Origin of the sequence: Micromonospora sp. CA-246542 (genome assembly GCF_050942905.1) — a bacterium.
Taxonomy (GTDB): Bacteria; Actinomycetota; Actinomycetes; order Mycobacteriales; family Micromonosporaceae; genus Micromonospora.
Window position 1 is genome coordinate 4,239,421 of sequence record NZ_CP192040.1, and the last position, 20,734, is coordinate 4,260,154.

17 protein-coding genes and 1 pseudogene are annotated in these 20,734 nt (G+C 71.5%); 7 read left to right on the forward strand and 11 right to left on the reverse strand.

Annotated features, from left to right (window positions below):
- Positions 1 to 74 precede the first annotated feature (74 nt).
- Positions 75 to 1,067 carry a PaaX family transcriptional regulator gene (locus tag ACQP0N_RS19875; RefSeq protein WP_433112805.1) on the reverse strand — a complete coding sequence of 331 codons (993 nt, stop codon included), beginning with the start codon at positions 1,065 to 1,067 and terminating at the stop codon, positions 75 to 77.
- A gap of 276 nt (positions 1,068 to 1,343) precedes the next feature.
- Between ACQP0N_RS19875 and ACQP0N_RS19880 the strand changes: the two genes are divergently transcribed.
- Positions 1,344 to 2,732: an extracellular catalytic domain type 1 short-chain-length polyhydroxyalkanoate depolymerase gene (locus tag ACQP0N_RS19880; RefSeq protein ID WP_433112808.1), complete on the forward strand. Its 1,389-nt coding sequence runs from the start codon at positions 1,344 to 1,346 to the stop codon at positions 2,730 to 2,732.
- A gap of 67 nt (positions 2,733 to 2,799) precedes the next feature.
- Here ACQP0N_RS19880 and ACQP0N_RS19885 read toward each other — a convergent pair whose 3' ends face one another.
- The 3 genes from ACQP0N_RS19885 to ACQP0N_RS19895 form a co-directional block, all read right to left on the reverse strand.
- Complete coding sequence (locus ACQP0N_RS19885; protein ID WP_433112811.1) at positions 2,800 to 3,414, reverse strand: dihydrofolate reductase family protein; 615 nt, start codon at positions 3,412 to 3,414, stop codon at positions 2,800 to 2,802.
- A gap of 139 nt (positions 3,415 to 3,553) precedes the next feature.
- Complete coding sequence (gene katG, locus ACQP0N_RS19890) at positions 3,554 to 5,830, reverse strand: catalase/peroxidase HPI (RefSeq protein ID WP_433112814.1); 2,277 nt, start codon at positions 5,828 to 5,830, stop codon at positions 3,554 to 3,556.
- Positions 5,827 to 6,279 carry a Fur family transcriptional regulator gene (locus ACQP0N_RS19895; RefSeq protein WP_433112817.1) on the reverse strand — a complete coding sequence of 151 codons (453 nt, stop codon included), beginning with the start codon at positions 6,277 to 6,279 and terminating at the stop codon, positions 5,827 to 5,829. Before ACQP0N_RS19895 ends, katG begins: the two co-directional genes overlap by 4 nt.
- A 518-nt stretch (positions 6,280 to 6,797) precedes the next feature.
- Here ACQP0N_RS19895 and ACQP0N_RS19900 point away from each other — a divergent pair.
- Positions 6,798 to 7,844: a glycoside hydrolase family 11 protein gene (locus tag ACQP0N_RS19900; protein ID WP_433112820.1), complete on the forward strand. Its 1,047-nt coding sequence runs from the start codon at positions 6,798 to 6,800 to the stop codon at positions 7,842 to 7,844.
- A 66-nt stretch (positions 7,845 to 7,910) separates the two neighbouring features.
- On the opposite strand, the gene ACQP0N_RS19905 is transcribed toward ACQP0N_RS19900, so the two are convergent.
- Positions 7,911 to 9,638, reverse strand: a complete 1,728-nt coding sequence (locus ACQP0N_RS19905; RefSeq protein ID WP_433112823.1) for a multicopper oxidase family protein — start codon at positions 9,636 to 9,638, stop codon at positions 7,911 to 7,913.
- Between ACQP0N_RS19905 and ACQP0N_RS19910 the strand changes: the two genes are divergently transcribed.
- Complete coding sequence (locus tag ACQP0N_RS19910) at positions 9,637 to 9,846, forward strand: hypothetical protein (RefSeq protein ID WP_433112826.1); 210 nt, start codon at positions 9,637 to 9,639, stop codon at positions 9,844 to 9,846. The two genes, ACQP0N_RS19905 and ACQP0N_RS19910, sit on opposite strands and share 2 nt — an antisense overlap.
- Before the next feature lie 42 nt (positions 9,847 to 9,888).
- On the opposite strand, the pseudogene ACQP0N_RS19915 reads toward ACQP0N_RS19910, so the two are convergent.
- Together ACQP0N_RS19915 and ACQP0N_RS19920 are read right to left on the reverse strand one after the other, a co-directional pair.
- Positions 9,889 to 10,086, reverse strand: a pseudogene (locus ACQP0N_RS19915) (DUF6220 domain-containing protein); the annotation flags it as partial.
- A 9-nt stretch (positions 10,087 to 10,095) separates the two neighbouring features.
- Positions 10,096 to 11,085 carry a carboxymuconolactone decarboxylase family protein gene (locus ACQP0N_RS19920; protein ID WP_433112829.1) on the reverse strand — a complete coding sequence of 330 codons (990 nt, stop codon included), beginning with the start codon at positions 11,083 to 11,085 and terminating at the stop codon, positions 10,096 to 10,098.
- 144 nt (positions 11,086 to 11,229) lie between these two features.
- Here ACQP0N_RS19920 and ACQP0N_RS19925 point away from each other — a divergent pair, with 144 nt between their 5' ends.
- Positions 11,230 to 12,357 carry a sensor histidine kinase gene (locus ACQP0N_RS19925; protein ID WP_433112832.1) on the forward strand — a complete coding sequence of 376 codons (1,128 nt, stop codon included), beginning with the start codon at positions 11,230 to 11,232 and terminating at the stop codon, positions 12,355 to 12,357.
- 16 nt (positions 12,358 to 12,373) lie between these two features.
- Positions 12,374 to 13,036: a response regulator gene (locus tag ACQP0N_RS19930; protein WP_433112835.1), complete on the forward strand. Its 663-nt coding sequence runs from the start codon at positions 12,374 to 12,376 to the stop codon at positions 13,034 to 13,036.
- Positions 13,037 to 13,072: 36 nt separating this feature from the next.
- Here the strand turns inward: ACQP0N_RS19930 and ACQP0N_RS19935 are convergent, their stop codons facing one another.
- The 4 genes from ACQP0N_RS19935 to ACQP0N_RS19950 form a co-directional block, all read right to left on the reverse strand.
- The gene (locus ACQP0N_RS19935; RefSeq protein WP_433112838.1) at positions 13,073 to 16,072 is read right to left on the reverse strand and encodes a glycoside hydrolase family 95 protein; all 3,000 of its coding nucleotides are present in this window, start codon (positions 16,070 to 16,072) and stop codon (positions 13,073 to 13,075) included.
- A 426-nt stretch (positions 16,073 to 16,498) separates the two neighbouring features.
- The gene (locus ACQP0N_RS19940) at positions 16,499 to 16,690 is read right to left on the reverse strand and encodes a hypothetical protein (RefSeq protein ID WP_433112841.1); all 192 of its coding nucleotides are present in this window, start codon (positions 16,688 to 16,690) and stop codon (positions 16,499 to 16,501) included.
- A gap of 80 nt (positions 16,691 to 16,770) precedes the next feature.
- Positions 16,771 to 17,961 (reverse strand): MFS transporter, encoded by a 1,191-nt coding sequence (locus ACQP0N_RS19945; protein WP_433112844.1) that lies wholly within the window; start codon positions 17,959 to 17,961, stop codon positions 16,771 to 16,773.
- 83 nt (positions 17,962 to 18,044) lie between these two features.
- Positions 18,045 to 18,536: a MarR family winged helix-turn-helix transcriptional regulator gene (locus ACQP0N_RS19950; RefSeq protein ID WP_433112847.1), complete on the reverse strand. Its 492-nt coding sequence runs from the start codon at positions 18,534 to 18,536 to the stop codon at positions 18,045 to 18,047.
- A 109-nt stretch (positions 18,537 to 18,645) separates the two neighbouring features.
- Here ACQP0N_RS19950 and ACQP0N_RS19955 point away from each other — a divergent pair, with 109 nt between their 5' ends.
- A complete protein-coding gene (locus tag ACQP0N_RS19955) occupies positions 18,646 to 19,695 on the forward strand; it encodes an LLM class flavin-dependent oxidoreductase (protein ID WP_433112850.1) in 1,050 nt (349 codons plus the stop codon).
- Positions 19,688 to 20,719, forward strand: coding sequence for an LLM class flavin-dependent oxidoreductase (locus tag ACQP0N_RS19960; protein ID WP_433112853.1), 1,032 nt, complete (start codon positions 19,688 to 19,690; stop codon positions 20,717 to 20,719). The genes ACQP0N_RS19955 and ACQP0N_RS19960 overlap by 8 nt, the downstream gene beginning before the upstream one ends.
- Positions 20,720 to 20,734: the final 15 nt, after the last annotated feature.

The following is a 20,734-nucleotide window of genomic DNA, read 5'->3' on the forward strand; positions in this document are numbered from 1 at the left end:
GGCCTCCCCCTCGCTGCGCGTCCTCCACAAGGTACACACGTCGACGGCGAGGCGGGTGCCCGCCGACGCCGCGCTCAGGAGGCGCAACCCTCGCCCGCCTCGGCCGTCTCGACGTCGCGTACCCCGGCGAGGATGTCGGCGGCGGTGTGCGCCCGGATGCCGGACTGCGCCTCCTCGGCGAACCGGGCGACGACCGCTCGGACGTGCCGCTCGGCGGGCGCGGCGAGGCCGTCGTAGATGGCCTCGAAGAGTTCCCGCGCCGGCCGCCGGAGCCATCCGGCCGGCAGGAGGTCCAGGGGCAGCCGCGGGTCGAGGGTCGGAAAGCGGCGGAAGGTGTCCATGACCTCGGTGCGCGTGCGCACGGCTGCCGCGCCGTCGACGCGCTCCGACCGCGCCTGCGGCGCCAGGGGCGTCCACCGCCGAAGGAACTCCTCGTAGTGCCGCCCGATCGCCTCGATGTCCCAGGCGTCGATCGGTGAGCGCTGGGCGATGGCGTCGAGGTCGGCCTGCCGTCCCCGGAACACCGTGACGGCGCCCCGGGTGAACCGGGCGATCTGGGCTCTGCCCGGTGCGCTCAGCTCGTACGGCGAGATCCACAGCCCGTCGTACAGGGGCGCGTACCCGAGCCAGCGGAGTTGGCCGCGCAGGGCCCGCCGCTGCGCGCCACGGTCCTGCGGCAGCGAGAAGGCGACGATGGTCCAACAGCCGTCCCACTCGACCACCTCGGTGGTCGCGGCCAGGATCCAACTCCCGCCGCTGGACAGGTTCGCGGCGGCGGCCCGGCTGAGCCGGTAGGAGCTGCGTCGACCCTCCCGGCTGCCCTCCAGCACGCCGCGCCGGGCCAACCGGCTGATCGCGGCACGCGCGCCGGCCGTGCTCACGCCGGACTCGGCGAGCAGCGCGACGAGGGCCGCGGACGGGACCCGCGCACGGGTCCGCAGCGTGTAGTCGGCCAGCAGGGTCACCGCGAGGTCCTGCGGGGAGCTGCCGGCCTGCCGCCGGGGCAGTCGCGGCGGCTCGTCCCCGTCGTCGGGATAGATCTCCTCGATCGGGAAGGGGTTTGCCACAGGCGCTCCCGGCTCGACTCAGGGACGGTGCACCGACTGTAGACGGACCGCCCGGGCGGCGGCGTCGGCACCAACGCCTTCTGATCGAGATGCATCGATTGACACTTCAGCGACCGCGAGGAACACTATCTGCTACGCGACGCCGTACGCAGCCGGGCACAGGGCGAGCACACGTAGTGGGCGAGGCGCGATCACCACGGGAGTCGGGCGCACCCGTGACCGCACAGCGCGCGACCCCACACCCACCCCGCACAGGTGATCGAAGGAGCCATCCCCGTGAAAATCCGAAGAAAACTGCTGCTCGGCCTGGTCACGTCACTGGTGGCGGCCGGCCTGGTGGCCCCCGCGCTCCAACCCGCGTACGCCGCCTCGCTCACCGAGGTGACCACGTTCGGCGACAACCCGGGCCGGATGCGCATGCACGTCTACGTGCCGGACACCCGCCCGACCAGGCCGGCGATCGTCGTGGCCATGCACGGCTGCGGCGGGTCCGGTCCCGGGTTCTACTCCGGCAGCGAGTTCGCCGCCCAGGCCGACCGGTACGGGTTCATCGTGATCTACCCGACGGCGACCCAGCAGGCCGGCTTCGGCAACTGCTTCGACACCTGGTCGGACGCCGCCAAGCGCCGTGGCGGCGGCAGCGACCCCGTGTCGATCATCTCGATGATCCGCTACGCGCAGCAGCAGTACGGCGGTGACCCCGACCGGGTGTACGCCACCGGCAGCTCGTCCGGCGGCATGATGACCAACCACATGCTGGCCCTCTACCCCGACGTCTTCAAGGCCGGCGCGGCGTTCATGGGTGTCCCCTACAACTGCTTCGCCAACGCGGCCGACTACCCGCCGGGCAGCAGCCAGTGCACCGGCGGGAACATGAACCGGACCCCGCAGCAGTGGGGTGACGCGGTGCGCGGGGCGTACCCCGGCTACACCGGTCCCCGTCCACGGGTGCAGTTGTGGCACGGCACCAGCGACACGCTCGTTCCGTTCTCGCTCTTGCAGGAGACGATCGAGCAGTGGACCAACGTGTTCGGGCTCAGCCAGACACCCACCTCCACCGACACGCCGCAGACCAACTGGAACCGCCGCCGGTACGCCGACGCGAGCGGAACCGTCCAGGTCGAGGCGTACAGCATCCAGGGTGCGGGGCACAGCCTGCCGGCCGGTGGCATGGCCGCTGCCGCCGTCGCTTTCTTCGGCCTGAACGCCCCGCCGAACCCGACGACCCCGCCGCCGAACCCCACGACGCCGCCGCCGAACCCGACCACGCCGCCGCCCAACCCCACGACGCCGCCGCCCAACCCGACGACCCCGCCGCCGAACCCGACGACGCCGCCGCCGAGTTCGGGCGCGTGCCGGGTGGGCGTCGCGATCAACGCCTGGAACAACGGGCTGACCGAGAACATCACCATCACCAACACCGGAACCAGCGCCGTCAACGGCTGGTCGCTCGTCTTCACCCTGCCCGGCGGTCAGAGCATCACCTCGGGCTGGAACGCGACCTACTCGCCCACGTCCGGCCAGGTGACAGCCCGCAACGCCGCCTACAACGCCAGCATCCCGCCGAACGGATCGGTGACCATCGGCTTCCAGGCCACGCACACCGGCAACACCGCCCGGCCAGGTGCGTTCACCCTCAACGGCGCGACCTGCGCGATCGCCTGACCGACAGCGAGCCGTTCCGACCAGTTCGAGCCGGCCCCGTCGCCCACGGCGACGGGGCCGGCCCGACTCAGTTGCCGGACGGCACCTGGTCGACGACCTCGTCGTAGCCGACCGCGCCGGGCGCCGCCGTCGGCGCGTAGATCACGCGGAGCACGCCGGTCGGGAACGTCTCGGTCGCGGTGACCCGCAGGTGGTACGGCGTGTCGCCGTCATCGAAGAGCCGACGACCCTTGCGGGCCGCCACCGGGTGTACCAGCAGACGCAGCTCGTCGACCAGCCCGGCGGCGAGGAGCTGCTGGACGACCGAGATCGACCCGGGGATGAGGATGCCCTTGATCCCGGGGTCGGCCTTGAGCGCGGCGACGGCCTCGGCGAGGTCGCCGGCGACGAGCTCCGAGTTGCGCCAGGAGAAGTCCAACGGCTGGCGGGAGACGACGACCTTACGGACGTCACCGAGCTGCTTGGCGAACCCGGCGTCCTCGCCACCCGCGGCCTCGCGGTCGGGCCAGGCCCCGGCGAAGCTGTCGTAGGTCACCCGGCCGATCAGCAGCACGTCGGACGTGTCGTAGTCCTCGGTGACCGCGCGGCCCATGTTCTCGTCGAAGTACGGGAAGTGCCAGTCCGGGTCGATCTCGGCCACGCCGTCGGCCGAGATGAACAGCGTGGAGATGACCTTCGCCATCGCGGTGCTCCTTCACGTGAGGTGCTGTCGGGCTCATAGACGGGCACAGCATCGCAAACTCGTACGACGGTTACCGCCCTCCGCGCCGAACGCGGACGAGCCCCGGCCAATCGGCCGGGGCTCGTCGGGTGATGCGGGATCAGGCGATGTCGAACCGGTCGAGCTCCATGACCTTCGTCCAGGCGGCCACGAAGTCACGCACGAACTTCTCGCGCGCGTCCTCGCTGGCGTAGACCTCGGCGAGAGCGCGCAGCTGGGAGTTGGAGCCGAAGATGAGGTCGACCGCGGTGGCGGTCCACTTCACCTCGTCCGTGGCCAGGTCGCGGATCTCGTACACGTGCTCGTCGGTCTCCGACGCCTTCCACCGGGTGCCCGGGGAGAGCAGGTTGGCGAAGAAGTCACCGGTGAGCACGCCCGGCCGGTCGGTGAGGACGCCGTGCGACGCGCCCCCGACGTTGTTCCCGAGGGCGCGCAGGCCGCCGACGAGGACGGTCATCTCCGGCGCGCTCAGGTTCAGCATGTAGGCACGGTCGATGAGCAGCACCTCCGGCTGGGTCTTCTCGCCGGCGCGCAGGTAGTTACGGAAACCGTCCGCGCGCGGCTCGAGGACCCGGAAGGAGTCGACGTCGGTCTGCTCCTGGGTGGCGTCGGTGCGGCCCGGCCGGAACGGCACGGTCACCTCGACGCCCCCGTCGCGCGCCGCCTTCTCGACGGCGGCCGAGCCGGCCAGCACGATCAGGTCGGCGAGCGAGATCTTCGCCCCACCGGCGGCGTTGAACTCCTGCTGGATGCCCTCCAGCGCGCCCAGCACCGTCGCGAGCTGCTCGGGCTGGTTGACCTCCCAGTTGCGCTGCGGCTCCAGCCGGATGCGCGCGCCGTTGGCGCCACCGCGCTTGTCGGTGTGGCGGAAGCTCGCGGCGGAGGCCCAGGCGGTGGAGACCAACTGCTCGACCGTGAGGCCCGAGTCGAGGACCTTCGCCTTGAGGGCGGCGATGTCGGCGTCGCCCACCAGCTCGTGGTCGACGGCCGGCACCGGGTCCTGCCACAGCTGCGGCTCGGCGACCCACGGTCCGAGGAAGCGCTCGATCGGACCCATGTCGCGGTGCAGCAGCTTGTACCAGGCCTTGGCGAAGGCCAGCGCGAACTGGTCGGGGTTCTCCAGGAAACGGCGCGAGATCTTCTCGTACGCCGGGTCGACGCGCAGCGACAGGTCGGTCGTGAGCATCGTCGGCTTGTACTTCTTCGACGGGTCGAACGGGTCCGGGATGATCTCCTCGGCGTCCTTCGCGACCCACTGCTTCGCGCCACCCGGGCTGGTGGTCAGCTCCCACTCGTAGCCGAACAGGATCTCGAAGAAGCGGTTGCTCCACTGCGTCGGCACGTCGGTCCAGGTCACCTCGAGACCGCTGGTGATCGTGTCACCGCCCTTGCCGCTGCCGTGGGTGCTCAGCCAGCCGAGGCCCTGGGCCTCGATCGGGGCGCCCTCGGGCTCCGGGCCCACGTGGTTGTCCGCGACACCGGCGCCGTGGGTCTTGCCGAAGGTGTGGCCACCGGCGATGAGGGCGACGGTCTCCTCGTCGTTCATCGCCATCCGGCCGAAGGTCTCCCGGATGAAGTGCGCCGCCGCGGCCGGGTCCGCGTTGCCGCGGGGGCCCTCCGGGTTGACGTAGATGAGGCCCATCTCGGTCGAACCGACGCCGGCCGCCATCTCCTTCTCGGAGGCGTACCGCTCGTCGCCCAGCCAGGTGTCCTCCGGACCCCAGAAGATCTCCTCGGGCTCCCACACGTCCTCGCGACCGAAGCCGAAGCCGAAGGTCTTGAACCCCATCGACTCCAGGGCCACGTTACCGGCGAGCACCAGCAGGTCGGCCCAGGAGATCTGCTGGCCGTACTTCTGCTTGACCGGCCACAGCAGGCGGCGGGCCTTGTCCAGGTTGGCGTTGTCCGGCCAGCTGTTGAGCGGGGCGAACCGCTGACCACCGTCACCGGCGCCGCCACGGCCGTCCTCGATGCGGTAGGTGCCCGCGGCGTGCCAGCTCATCCGGATCATCAGACCGCCGTAGTGACCGAAGTCGGCCGGCCACCAGTCCTGCGAGGTGGTGAGGACCTCGGTGATGTCCCGCTTGAGGGCCTCGACGTCGAGCTTGGCGAACTCCTTGGCGTAGCTGAAGTCCGGCCCGAGCGGGTTGCCCTTGGACGAGTGGGCGTGCAGCACCGAGAGGTCGAGCTGGTTGGGCCACCAGTCCCGGTTGGTGCGCGGGCGACCACCGGTCTTCGGGGTCGGCGAGTCGATCGCCGGGTTCTCGCTCTCGCTGCCCTGGGCGGTCACCGAGTCGTGCGCGACCGGGCAACCGGCCGCAGCCTTCTGGTCCACGCCCTGCGCGCTGGTGGGGACGTTGTCCTGGGTGTCGCTCATGTACTTCCTTCCGAACTGGCGGATCGCTGGGAGATGCGGTCGGCCGCGCAACCGGGGCAGGTGCCCCAGTAGACGACCTCCGCCTCGTCGACCACGAAGCCGTGGTCGTTCGGGGCGGTGAGACAGGGTGCGTGGCCGACGGCGCACTCGACGTCGGCGATGGCGCCGCAGGAGCGGCACACGACGTGGTGATGGTTGTCCCCCACCCGCGACTCGTAGCGGGCGGTCGCGCGGGCCGGCTGGATGCGCCGCACCAGACCCGCGTCGGTGAGCGCGCGCAGCACGTCGTACACCGCCTGGTGGGAGATGGTGGGGTGGTCCGCCCGGACCAGCGCGATCACCGTGTCGGTGTCGACGTGGGGGTGATCCCGCAGCACCGCGAGCACGGCCAGCCGGGGTCGCGTCACTCGCAACGAGACCCCTCTCAGCTGCGCTTCGAGGTCGGACATCACGCGCTGCACACTAGCTCACTTTTTTGGAACGGATCAAGTTTTCGGCCACCGGCGCGTCGGTGTGGCGCACCTTTCACCCCCGGTTCACCCGGCAGGATGTGCGCGGACGCCGCCACGGGCCCGATGCCGCCCCGCCTACGCTCCGGAAAGTCTCCGGAAGTTCCGAGCGATATTCGTCTGATGATGTTCGGGGAGCGACCCCGCCACCCCCTCGCTCCCGCTACCCCTGATCGAGTACTGACCTCGTCAGATGTCGCCATACCCGAGCAGGACGGCGGGGCCGTGACCGCCGTGCCGCTTCCGGAAAATGTTGACAAGTGGACGACCGGCTCAATACCGTCCCCATCGACGACACTCAATTGCCGTCACCACCCGCGCCGCGACTGCCGCCTCCGGTCGTCGTGCGGGACAACCGGTCTACCACCACCACGCGGTACGACTCCGTGGCCGACAGTCCGCCGGGTCGCACCGCACCGCTGGCTACGCGCCAGCCGTGACGAGGAGGAAACACCTACATGATCGACACCGACCACACTCCCACCGCAGCACCGCGGCGCGGCCGGATACGGCTGCTCCTCGGCGCCGCCTGTGCGGTCGTCCTGGCCGTCACAGGCACGGTCGCGGTCACGGCCACCAGCGCGTACGCCGAGGCCGACCGGACGCTCACCTCGAGCCTGACCGGCACGCACAACGGCTACTACTTCTCCTTCTGGAAGGACGGCGGCAACGCCAGCATGACGCTGCGCGAGAACGGCCGGTACTCCAGCAGTTGGGACCGGAGCACCAACAACTGGGTCGGCGGCAAGGGCTGGGCCACCGGCTCGCGGCGGACGGTCAGCTACTCGGCCAACTACAACCCGGGGAACAACAACACGTACCTCGCCCTGTACGGCTGGACGCGCAACCCGCTCATCGAGTACTACGTGGTGGAGAACTTCGGCAGCTACAACCCGAGCAACGGCGCCCAGCGGCTGGGCACGGTCACCACCGACGGCGGCACCTACGACATCCTGCGCAGCCAGCGGGTCAACGCCCCGTCGATCGACGGCAACCAGACGTTCTACCAGTACTGGAGCGTCCGTCAGAACAAGCGCTCGAGTGGCACCATCACCACCGCCAACCACTTCGACGCCTGGGCCCGCGCCGGCCTGAACCTCGGCACCAACCACGCGTACCAGATCATGGCGACCGAGGGCTACCAGAGCGCCGGCAGCTCCGACGTCACCGTGTCCGAGGGCAGCGGCGGCAACCCGACCTCGGGGCCGACCTCCGGGCCCACCACCGGCAACCCGGGTGGCGGCAACTGCAGCGCGACGCTGTCGGCCGGCCAGCAGTGGGGTGACCGGTTCAACCTGAACGTCGCGGTCAGCGGCACCAACAACTGGATCGTCAGCCTCAACCTCAACGGCGGTCAGTCCATCCAGAACAGTTGGAACGCGTCCGTCAGCGGCACCAGCGGGACGGTGACCGCCCGACCGAACGGCAACGGCAACAACTTCGGAATCACGATCATGGCCAACGGCAACTGGACCTGGCCGACGATCAGCTGTCGCACGAGCTGACCCGCACCACCGCACCACGTACCGGCCCCCGTCGCCACGCGACGGGGGCCGGGCGCCGCCCGGTGCTCACGAGTACACGAGGTGCAGCATCATCCCGGCGTCGGCGTGCCCCAGGTTGTGGCAGTGGTTGGCCCACATTCCCGGGTTGTCGGCCCGGAACGCCACCTCCCACACCTCACCGGGCCGGACGTCGAACGAGTCCAACCAGAGTGGGCTTCCGGTGGCCGGTCTCCGGTCGCGGGACAGCACGAGCACGTGATGGCCGTGCAGATGCCACGGGTGCACGGTCTGCGACCGGTTGACGATCGTGAACCGGACGACGTCGCCGGAGCGGACGACCTGTGGCGGGATGTCCGGATCGGCCGCGCCGTTGACGGTGTGGGCGTAGCGCGGAAGCAGTCCACGCAGGTCGAGACCGCGATCGAGGACGAGCGTGAACGTCCGGTCGAACCGGGACCAGGGCGTCGGGGCCGGCCGGCCGTAGGTGAGCGGGTCCAGTACGGGCCACCCGTCGGTCGCCGTCGACTGCGCGCCGGTCGAGTAGACCCGACGTCCGTCGACGTACAGCGCCACCGGTGTGGCCGGGGCACTGAACACCAGGTCGTAGCGACCTCCGGCCGGGATCAGCACGGCGGTGTCCCGCAGCGGCGTCGGCCCGCCCAGCTCGTAGCCGTCGATCGCGGCGACCCGGAAGTCGGTGCCGGCCAGCGCGTAACGGTGCGTGGTGCTGTCCGTGTTGATCAGACGCAGCCGGACCGGAACGCCGGCCTCGACCTGCTCCATTCGCGCGTCCGGCAGCGGACGACCCCCGAGGGTGTGCACCGGCACCGTCACGTCGAGGCCGCTCGTCGGCCCGGGACGCACCACGAGGACGCCGTAGAGGCCCATCCGCACACCGACGTCGGACACCGAGTGGGTGTGGTACCAGTACGTGCCGGCCTGGTCGGCCCGGAACCGGTAGACGAACTCCTGGCCCGGCAGCACCGCCGACTGCGTCACCCCGGGCACTCCGTCCTGACTGTTCGGCACGTCGTACCCGTGCCAGTGCAGGGTGACGCCCCGCCCGATGTCCCGGTTGCGCAGCGTCACCTGCACGACGTCGCCGACGGTGGCGGTCAACTCCGGCCCGGGTACCTGCCCGTCGAACGCCCACGCCGCGACGTCGTGGCCGCCGACGCGCACCGTGGCGGTACCGGCCGTCAGGGTGAACCGCCGGGTGGGTTCGTCGGAGATCCGGGCCTTCGGGTATCCATGCTCGTGCGGTGCGGCGGGCGCCGGGCCCGGGGTGACGGCCAATCCGGTGCCGGCCAGCAGCGCCGCCACCGCCACCGCGACCGCCGCCCGGGACGGGCGCGCGTCGAGCAGACGCCACGAGAGGGCCGTCGCCGCGACGACCCCGGCGACCGCGAGCAGCCCCACCGACGCCGACACCGGGTAGCCGTGCAGGACCGTGACGAGCAGGGCGGCGCTCAGGGCGTACCCCGCGAAGAGGAGCGGCAGCGCGACGGACCGGATGTCGCCCGCGGCCCGCAGCAGCCGCGGCCCGGCGACGGCGACCGCCGCGAGCGACAGCGGCGCGGCGACGACGACCTTCTCCGCGGCGAACCACCAGCCGACGCGCGCGAGCGCGAGCACGGTCGTCGCGCGGGCGAGCGTGGCGAGCAGCGCGACGGTGGCCAGCGCGAGCGCCAACGGCCGACGACGGGCGGCCGCCGCGGCCCCGCCACCCAGCCAGCCGGCGGCGGCCAGGACCGCGAGCAGGAGGTCCGCCGCGAGCAGCGAGGCGGTCGTCATGCCGGCTCCCCTGGGGTACGACGACAGGCGCGTCGCCCGTCGGCGTCCCGGCGGCCAGCCGGCGCGCGCCCCGCATGACGCCGACCACGACGTGCACCGCGACGATGCCGTTGACCGCGTGCAGCCCGCCGATGACCAGGCCGAACGGCGTGCTGACGCCGACGGCGTCGGTGCCGGCGTTGGCGAGCATGGCGAGCAACGCCTGTAGGACGACCAGGCCCAGCGGCAGAACCGCCAGCCCGACCAGCCGACCGGGCGCCCTGGCCAGCGCCGCGAACAGGACGGTGAGCAGGGTGAGGACGGGGATGACCGCCATGCCGTTGACGCTGTGCAGGGCGTACGCGCCGTCCCCGGCGGGCTTGGTGAACCCACCGACGGCGGCGAAGACGAACTGGAGGGCGAACGCGGTGAGCAGCACCCCGCTACTGATGACGAATGCCTTGCGCATGCTGGGCTCCTAGAGTTGCGCCGAGGTCAACGCCTGGGCGACGTGGTCGGTGGCGGTGATCGCGCCGTACGCGACGATCCGGACGAGGTCGGCGTCGGCGGGGTGCGACAGCCTCCACAGGGCGACGTCGCCCGGGCTGACCGCGCTGGGCGTGAACGCCGTCAGCAACGCGATCCGGGTTCCGACCCGGTCCCGGCCGGGCACGTCCCGGACCAGGTCGACGGCCCAGTCCGCGGGCCGGGTCGGGAACCGCCCGTCCTCCCAGCGCACGGTGGCCGTCACGGTCTGGCGGGCGACGTCACCCAGCAGCTCGCCGCCCCGGTTGGCGGCGTCCCGCAACGACGCGTACGCGACCCCGACCGGACTGTCCCCCGCCCAGGCCGGCGGCGGGGTCGTCCCGGTGGGCAGGAGCCCGAGGCTGCGTCCGGGCTCCTTCGGTTCCCGGGCGGATCTGGCGTACAGCCGGCCACCGACCGACCGCACCAGCGGGGCGCGTTGCAGGCCGCCGGGGAGCAGGTCGGGGTCGAGCAGCGCCGAGACCACCCGGTTGACGAAGTGGAACGCGAGCAGGGTGCCGGTGAGCTCGGGGCCGTACGGGCTGGTCCAGTCGCCGGTGCGGGGGCTGCGACTGGCCCGGGCCCAGCGGTCGAGTTCGGCGTGCCTCGGGTCGGCGGGTGTCCCGCCCCGGGCGACGACCTCGGCCAACCCGTGCTCGCCCAGGGCGTGCAGCAGCAGCACGTGGGCGTCGAGGCAGAACTGACAGCCGTTGGCCCGGGACACCACCGCCGCGACGAGTTCGCGGTCGACCCGGGACGTGTCGCCGGCGAGCAGGGCCTCGCGCATCAGCGACCAGGTCGCGGCCAGCACCTCGGGCACGGCCGAGAGCGCCTGGAAGGTGGGCAGCGGTCCGAGGAAGTCCTCGCGTAGCTGCTGGTAGACCTCCGCGGTGCGGCCGGTGGCCGCCCTCGTGGGTACGGGGGTGAAGAAGCGGTATGTCATGCGGTCGATGCTCGTGGCGACGGCGGCGGAAGACGTCGTGCCGGCGCAGACACTTCGCGCCGCCGGGATACCACGACCGTGGTACGCCTGATCTACCGCGCGCGCGGGATGCTCCACCAACGACGGCCGTTCTACAGTGCGACCATGCGCCGCGACCTGCCGTACGTCCTCAGCGGCCTCGCCCTCGGCGGTCTCCTGCTCGGCAACGCCGCGCTCGCACCGGACGCCGCGACGGTCGGGGCGCTCGACGTCGCTCTGGTCCTCGTCATGGCCGCGGCGCTCGGGGTGTGCCGGCGGCATCCGGTGCTCGCGCTGGGCGTGGTGACCGTCGCCATGCTGGCCCTGCACATCCGGGTGCACTCGGGGGTGTCGGCCGCCTTCCCCGTCCTCGGCGTGGTCTACGTGACCGCCTGGCGGGGGCGCCGGATCGCCGCCGTCGTGGCCAGCGTCGCCTTCCTCGGTGGCTTTCTGGCCCGCGACGTCTCGGTGGCCCCGGTCGACCGTCCCAACCAGTTGATCGCCGAGCGGACGGCTCTGCTGCTGGGATGGTTCGTGGCGGCGAACGTCGCCGGGCTGATCGGCCGGCAACGCCGCGCCTACCTGGAGCAGGTCGAGCAGCGGGCCGTCGAGGCCGAACGCACCCGCGAGGAGATGGCGTTGCGGCGGGCCGGCGAGGAGCGGCTACGCATCGCCCGCGACCTGCACGACTCCCTGACGCACAGCATCTCGGTGATCAAGGTGCAGGCCGGGATCGCCGTACACCTGGCCCGCAAGCAGGGCGACGAGCCCTCGGCCACGCTACTGGCGATCCAGGAGGCCAGCGCCGCCGCGATGCGCGAACTCCGCACCACCCTCGACGTCCTGCGCGCGCCCGACGACGACGGCGTCGGGTTGGCCCGCGTCGACGAACTCGCCGAACGGACCCGTGCGGTCGGCGTGCCGGTCCAGGTGACCGTCACCGGTCGGCCACGGCGTCTGCCGGACGAGGTCGACCAGGCCGGTTACCGGGTCGTCCAGGAGGCCCTGACCAACGTGGCCCGCCACGCCGGTGCCGCGACCGCACGCGTGCACGTCGAGTACGCGCCGGCCGGGCTGACCGTCGCGGTGAGCGACGACGGGCGGGCGTCGCCGGCCCGTCCCCCGACGCCGGGGGTGGGACTGCGCGGTATGCGTGAGCGGGTCACCGGACTGGGCGGCACCTTGCTGGCCACCGCGAACGACGACCACGGGTTCACGGTGCGGGCCACGTTCCCGCTGGACGAGCCGGCATGAACCGACGGTCGCACCGATGATCCGGGTCCTGCTCGCCGACGACCAGGCGCTGATGCGGGCCGGCTTCCGGGCCCTGCTGGCCGCCGAGGACGACCTGGAGGTCGTGGGCGAGGCCACCGACGGCGCGTCGGCCGTGCAGCTCGCCCGACGTCTCCGCCCGGACGTCGTGTTGATGGACGTGCAGATGCCCGGCCTCGACGGGATCGAGGCGACCCGGCGCATCGCCGCCGATCCCGACCTCGCCGCCACCCGCGTCCTCATCCTCACCAACTACGGGCTCGACTCGTACGTCTTCGCCGCCCTGCGCGCGGGCGCGAGCGGTTTCCTCCTCAAGGACGCCGACCCCGCCGACCTGTTGCAGGCCGTCGCCGTCGTGGCCGGTGGCGACGCGCTGCTCGCGCCGGCCGTGACCCGCACGCTGATCAGCGAGTTCGTGGCCGGGCCACCGCCGGCCGTGCCGACGGCCGGTCGGGACGTGCTGACCGCCCGGGAGCAGGAGATCGTCGAGCTGGTGGCGCGGGGGCTGACCAACGACGAGATCGCCCAGCGCATGGTGATCAGCCCGTTGACCGCCAAGACGCACGTCAACCGGGCCATGACGAAGCTGCACTGCCGGGACCGCGCCCAGTTGGTCGTGTGGGCGTACGAGTCGGGACTGATCACGCCGCGCCGCCGGTGACCGTGCCGTCACCGGCGGCGCGACGCGAGCTGAGTGTCAGGACCCGATCGCGATGGCGAAGACGTGCATCGTCGGCACGTTGGCCGCCGCCCGTGCGCTGATGTTGGGCAGCACGACCTGGGTCACCGCCTTGTTCTGTAGGGCGACGCCCACGTAGTAGATGCACGCGGCCGTGGCCTGTCGACCGTTGTTGGGCCGGTTCTGGTACGCGGACACGATGGCGGCGGTCGCGCCGGACACCGGGCCGCCGTACCAGTCGGGCGTGCTCAGGGTGAACGTCTGGCGGGTCCCGTCCGCGTACACCACCGTGCCGGTACCCGACACGGCCCCGTACGTGCCGGTCACGAGGAAGCCGAGCGTGCTGCCGGTGCCGCTGATGCCGAGGGTCTGGCCCGAGGCGATGGCGTTGTCGGCCGTGCCGGGACTGACGTTGGGCCAGCGGAAGTTCACCCCGTTGCGGCTCACCGTGCTGCCCGGGCTCGCGCCGGCCTGCGCCAGGGCCTGCGCCGACAGGGTGGCACCGTTGCCGTCGAAGTTGCCGACGTTGGTGTTGCTGTCGTTGGTGATGCCCGCGTTGGTGAAGCTCTGCTCCAACGTCGGTGTGGTGGCCCCCGTGCTCGTGACCCGGTAGGTGCGTCCCGCCTGCACGGTGACCTCGACCAGGTCGGACTCGACCCGGGTGACCTGGCGGGACGTACCGTCGGTGGTGTCGACGACGCTGACGGTGCCGGTCAGGAACCGTGACCGCAGGCGGACGGTGCCGGCGCGGTCGGGTCGCACCAGCACCTCGGTGGCGGCGCCGCTCGCCCAGGTGATGCTGACCGTGTGCCCACCCCGACCCCGTAGGCCGGTCACCCGGCCGCTGGGCCAGGCCGGCGGCAGCGCGGGCAGGATGTGCAGCTCACCGATGTGGCTCTGGAGCAGCATCTCGGCGATGCCGGCGGTGGCGCCGAAGTTGCCGTCGATCTGGAAGGGCGGGTGCAGGTCGAACATGTTCGGGGCGAGCCGGGCGGTGGTGGCGAGGTAGCGGATCAGATCGTGGGCCCGCTTGCCCTCCTCCATCCGCGCCCAGAAGTTGATTTTCCAGGCCAGCGACCAGCCGGTGCCGTCGTCGCCGCGCAGCGCCAGCGTACGGCGGGCGGCCTCGAACAACTGCGGGGTGCCACGCTTGGTGATCTGGTTGCTGGGCGCGAGCCCGTACAGGTGCGAGATGTGCCGGTGGTTGGGCTCGGTCTCCACCCAGTCGTAGAGCCACTCCATGATGTTGCCGCGCGAGCCGACCTTCATCGGGGGGAGGCGGTCCCGGGTGGCCCGTACCTGCGCCCGGAAGGTGCTGTCCACGTCGAGGATCTCACTGGCCCGGGCGACGCCGTCGAAGAGGTCCCGCAGGATCTGGTTGTCCATCGTCGGCCCGGCGCAGACGCTGGCGTTCGAGTGGTGGCTCAGCTCCGGCGAGTTGGACGGGTTGGTCACCAGGTAGCCGAGGGTCGGCTCGGTCACGAGGGTGTTGAGGAAGAACTGCGCGGCGCCCTTCATGGCCGGGTAGTTCGTCCGCAGGAACTCGATGTCGCCGTTGAACAGGTAGTGGTCCCAGATCAACGTGGACAGCCAGGCGCCGCCGGTCTGCCACATGCCCCAGAACGCGCCGTCGACGACGGCGGTGGCCCGCCACGCGTCGGTGTTGTGGTGGGTGACCCAGCCGCTCGCGGAGCCGTACTGCACCTGGGCGGTCCGCGCCCCGGCGACGGCGAGCTCCCGGACCATGTCGAAGACCGGGTTGTGGCACTCGGCCAGGTTGGTCGTGTTGGCCGGCCAGTAGTTCATCGGCAGGTTGGCGTTGATCGTGTACTTCGAGTCCCAGGAGGGGGTCAGCGAGTCGTTCCAGATGCCCTGGAGGTTCGCCGGCTGGGTGCCGGGCCGCGACGACGAGATCAGCAGGTACCGCCCGAACTGGAACAGCAGCGCGGAGAACTGCGGGTCGTTGACGCTGTTGTGCTGGGCGATGCGCACGTCGGTCGTCTGGTCGGCGGCGGAGGTGCGGCCCAGGTCGAGGGTCACCCGTTCGAACAGCGCCTGGTAGTCGGCGACGTGCCGGGTGCGCAACTGGTCGTAGCTGTAGGCGCGGGCCGCGCTGAGGCGCTGCCGGGCGATGCCGCCGTAGTCGCCACCGACGTTGCGGTAGTTGACGTAGCTGGAGCCGATCGAGATCAGCAGGACGACGCTGGTGGCGTTGGTGACCCGCAGGGTGCCGCCCGAGCTGGACACGCTGCCGCCGGTGACGGTGGCGTTGGCCAGGGCGAGGAAGCGGACCTGCCCGGTGACGCCCTCCTGGTTGCCGGACACACCGTCGAGGCCGATCGTCGTGCCGTCCGGGCTGGACACCGTCGTCCGCTGCGGGCTGTCGAAGGTGGCGGTGAAGCTGATCGAGGTGGCGCGGTCGGCGGTCAGCCGCATCGCGATGACCTGGTCCGGCGCGCTGGCGAAGACCTCACGCTGGTAGCGGATGCCGTTCAGGACGTACGAGGTCGTGGCCGTCGCGGTGGTGAGGTCGAGCGTGCGGTTGTGCTGGGACGCTCCGCTGGCCGACCCGAAGGCGAGTCGGAGGTTGCCGACGGTCTGGTACGCCAACTGCCCGCCGGGGTTGCCCATCATCGTCTGGTTGATGAGGTCCTGGGCCTGGGTCCACTGGTTCGCGTTGACCAGCCGCCGGATCTCCGGCAGGGCCGCCGCGCCCCGGGTGTTGCTGGGGTCGTGCGGGCCGCCGGCCCACACGGTGTCCTCGTTGAGCTGAAGTCGCTCGGTGTCGACGTTGCCGAACACCATGGCGCCGAGCCGGCCGTTGCCGATCGGCAGGGCCCGCAGCCAGTCCGTGCCGGCGCCCTCGTCGTACCAGAGGGCGAGGTCGTTGGCCGCCAGCACCTGCGGCGGCGCGACGGAGTCGGCGTTGGCGGTCGCCGTCCACGGCAGCGGCAGCAGGGCGCCACCCGCGCCGGCCGCACCGATCTTGAGGGCCTGCCGCCGGGTCAGGTCTGACATCGATCCTCCAAACGGTGACCGATGCGGCCACCCAAGCGCGACAACGACGACCCCCGATGGTGGGTCCGCGCGGTGACACCGGCCCCGCTGCGCAGGCCGTTTGGCAGACCCTCGGACGCGAAACGTCCGATGTGTTTCGGGAAGATTACTCCGGTGTCACGCAATAGGCAACGGTCGATCGCTTGCCGATCATCGCTGCCGCCCTGCGCACCGACCATGATCGACACCGGTGCAGTGATGTGGGGGCATCCCGCCGACCGGTCAGCCCCACATCAGCGATGTCGTGTCGATCGCCGGCGCTCGCGGCGCGGATCGGCGCGCATGACGACGGCGCGGGTCAGGCCACCCGCCGCGCATACATCGGATGATTGCAGCAGCCGCGCCCGCGCCGGCCCGGTGGACCGGGCCGGCGCGGCTGGGCGTCGCTCACTCGGGCAGCGTCGCCCCGGACTGCTCGGCCACCAGGTACCTCGCGTACCAGTCGGGCCAGTTGTCGTCCCGCTGGCCGGTGCGCTTCTCGTGCTCGTCGTGGGCCGCCGCCGCGCGCCGCAGCGCGTCCGCCAGGTCGGTCGCCGACCGGTACGACGTCAGATCGCCCTCACCGGCGTTCGGACTCATCGCGACCTCCTGGGTTTCTCGCCCCACCGTCGACGACCACGCTACGTCCTGCGCACCGGTGAGGTGCGGCCTTCGGGGCATCAGCCCGGCGCCGCCCTCGTCGCCCGGCGCAGCCCGAACAGGGCGACAAGCGCGAGCAGGATGACGGCGACGGAGTACTCGTCGGCGGTCCGCGGGAGGCCCCCGGCGTACACCACGAGGAAGCCGGCGATCACGGTGGGAAGGCCGAAACCGACGTAGCAGACCACGTAGAGCAGCGACAGCACGCTGGCGCGTTCGTGTGCCTCGACCAGCGGCATGATCGTCTTGAGGCTGCCCTGGAACCCTCCGCCGAAGCCGACGCCGCCGAGCGCGAGACCGACGAAGAACCCGGGTACGGACTCGGCCATGACCGCGACCACCGTGACGACCATGCCGAGGATGAGGGCGACGACCCCGGTCAGGATGACCGTCCGGGCGGCGGTGTCGCGCAACAGCAGGACGGCGACCGACCCGAAGAGCGCGAAGACGAAGAGCACCAGACCGGCGACCACGATCGACGTGTCCATGAGACTGCGTACGAGCGCCGGGCCGAGCGCGCCGAAGAAGCCGGCCAGCGCCCAGACCGCGAACAGCACGGGAGCGACGACCAGCACCGGCCCGCGCACCGGGCGCGGCAGCCTGATCTCCGGTCGCAGGCTGCGCCGCGCACCCGGCATCCGGGTGACGGTCTCCGGCATCAAGGCGACCCCGACGGCCTGGATCAGCAGGACCACGACGAGGACGACGTACACCAGGCGGGTCGGCGCGGGCAGGTAGCGGATGAACAGCGCCGAGAGGAGCGCCCCGCTGCCGGTGCCGAGGCCGGGCGCGATCGAGTTGGCGAGCGTCCCGCGAGCGCGGTCGATGTCCAGCAGGGCCGCGCCGACGGCGCCCGTCGCCGCGCCCGCCGCGAGCCCCTGCACGAGGCGGGCGACCAGCAGCGCGGGTACGCCGTTGGCGAGGATGAACACCAGCAGCGACAGGATCTGTACGGCGATCGCGGCGGCCAGGACCGGACGCCGGCCGACGTGGTCGGAGAGCTTGCCGAAGGTGAGCAGCGACGCCAGCACCGCGAGCGCGTAGACCGCGAACACCACGGTGGTCGTGACCGGCGAGAAGTGCCAGCGCTCCTGGTAGGTCCCGTAGAGCGGGGTCGGGGCCGCGGAGGCGGCCAGGAACGACACGAGGATCGACGCCAGCAGCACCAGGGAGACGTTCGGCGCGAGTCGCACCCGCCCCGCGATCGACATGTCGGTGCTCCTCGGGCTGCGCGGCGCTCGTCGGACTCGACGGCCGCAGGCGCGTACCCGATGTGCCGTCCTCCATGCGCCGACTACTCGTCGGCGCGCGGCCCCAGGTGCTCGCGCAGCGCCCGCGCGATGTCGCCGGCCGCGCGGAGCTGGTCCGGTGTGAGAGCGTCGACGAACAGCTCCCGGATGGTGCGCAGGTGCGGGTAGGTCGCCCGCTGGAACGCCTCGGCCCCGGCCGGGGTGAGGAGCACCTCCGCCCCGCGCGGGACGGTCGCACACTCCTCGCGACGGATCAGCCCGCGTCGTTCCATCCGACCCAGGTGGTGCGAGAGTCGACTCCGCTCCCACCCGATCTGTGCGGCCAGGGCGGAGGAGCGCATCCGCCGATCCTGTGCCTCGCTGAGGGCGAGCAGGACGGCGTAGTCACCCGGCGAGAGGGAAGAGTCGACCTGGAGACGCGACCCGACCCGGGAGGTGAGCGCCTCTGTCGTCTCGACGAAGTCCCGCCAGATCCGCAGCTCCTCCGCCGTCGGCAACTGCCGGCCCCCGCGCCGTTCGGGTGTGGTGTCGACCATCGAACCCTCCCGGGAATTGACGTGTCAATTCGCAGGTTAGCATCATTGACACGTCAACCGGGAAGGCCACTTCCCGCGTGTCGACGGCGAAGAACGCCGAGGAGGAGACATGTCCGCCGCACCCTTCGAACTGGGGCTCAACTCGTTCGGCGAGGTGGCCACGGACGGCGACCGGATCCTGAGTGACGCCGAGACCGTCCGGCTGCTGGTGGACGAGGCCCGGCTCGCCGAGTCGGTCGGGCTCGACGTGTTCAGCCTGGGCGAGCACTACCGGGAGGGGCACAACGACTCGGCCACCCCCGTCCTGCTCGCGGCCATGGCCACGGCGACCGACCGGATCAAGCTCGGCACCTCGGTCACCGTCCTGAGCACGAACGACCCGGTACGGCTCTACCACGAGTTCGCCACCCTGGACGCGGTCAGCGACGGCCGGGCCCAACTGGTCCTCGGACGGGCATCCGCGACGGAGTCGTTCCCCCTGTTCGGCTACGACCTGGCGGACTACGAGCGGTTGTTCGAGGAGAAGCTGGACCTCTTCCTCCAGCTCCAACGCGACGAAACGGTCACCTGGTCGGGAACCGTACGCACTCCCCTGGTCGCGCAACGGCTCCATCCGCGCATGCGCCCGGGTGGAATCCCCACCTGGATCGGCGTCGGAGGAAGCCCCAACTCGGTTATCCGCGCCGCCCGGCACGGGCTCCCGCTCCTGCTGGCGATCATCGGTGGACGCCCGCAGCGGTTCGCCGGCCACGTCGACCTCTACCATCGGGCGCTCGAACAGTTCGGGCAGGCCGCGCAACCCGTCGGGCAACACTCGCTCGGCCTCGTCGCGGACACCGACGAGGAGGCCGTCGAGACGTGGTGGCGGTACTGGCAGCCCACGGTGGCGCGGCTCGCCAAGGAGCGCGGCTTCTACAAGCCGGACCGCGCGCGCTACGAGGCCGAGATCGACCACGGCGCGCTGTTCGTGGGGTCACCGGAGACGGTGGCCCGCAAGATCGCAACCATGGCCCGCGACCTGCGGCTGAGTCGGTTCGACCTGAAGTACGACATCATGCACCTGCCTCGCGAGGCGCGGGCGCGCACCATCGAGCTGCTCGGCAGCGAGGTCGCGCCACGGGTCCGGGAGCTGTTGGCGAAGGAGCCCACCAATGTCTGATCTCGTGTTCGGCCTCGACACCTTCGGTGACGTACCGGAGGACGACTCCGGCAAGCCCGTCTCCCACGCCGCCGCCATCCGGCAGGTCGTCGACGAGGCGGTGCTGGCCGACGACCTCGGCGTCGACGTCATCGCCCTGGGCGAGCACCACCGACCCGAGTACTCGGTGTCGACGCCGGAGACGGTGCTGGCGGGCATCGCCACCCGTACCTCGCGGATCCGGCTCTCCTCCGGCGTCACCGTACTGAGCTCGGACGACCCGGTCCGCGTCTTCCAGCGTTTCGCCACGGTCGACGCGCTGTCGAACGGTCGGGCCGAGGTCATCCTCGGCCGGGGCTCGTTCACCGAGTCCTTCCCGCTGTTCGGCTACGACCTGGCCGACTACGACGTGCTGTTCGAGGAGCGGATCGAGCTGTTCGCGAAGCTGCTCGACGAACAGCCGGTCACCTGGAGCGGCACCACCCGCGCCCCGCTCACCGACGCCGACGTTTTTCCCAAGACGGAGTCGGGACGCCTCACCACCTGGGTGGGCGTCGGCGGCTCGCCGCAGTCGGTGGTGCGGACCGCCCGGTACGGCCTGCCGCTCATGCTCGCCATCATCGGCGGCGCTCCGGAGCGCTTCGCACCCTACATCGACCTCTACCGCCGGGCCGCCGACCAGCTCGGCACCACCGCGCACCCGGTCGGGATGCACTCGCCCGGCTTCGTCGCCGACACCGACGAGGAGGCGAAGGAGCTGTTCTGGCCGTACTACCGGGTCATGCGCGACCGGATCGGCGCGCTGCGCGGCTGGCCACCGATCCGCCGCCAGGAGTTCGACTCGGAGGTGGAGCACGGCTCGCTCTACATCGGCTCGCCGGAGACGGTCGCCCGCCGGATGGCCGCCGCCATCAAGGGTCTCGGTGTCGGCCGTTTCGACCTCATCTACACCGCCGGGGCGCAACCCGTGAGCGCCCGGATGCGCGCCGTGGAGCTGTACGGCTCGCGGGTGATCCCCATGGTCCGCGACATCCTGGCCGGCTGACCACCGGCCGATCAT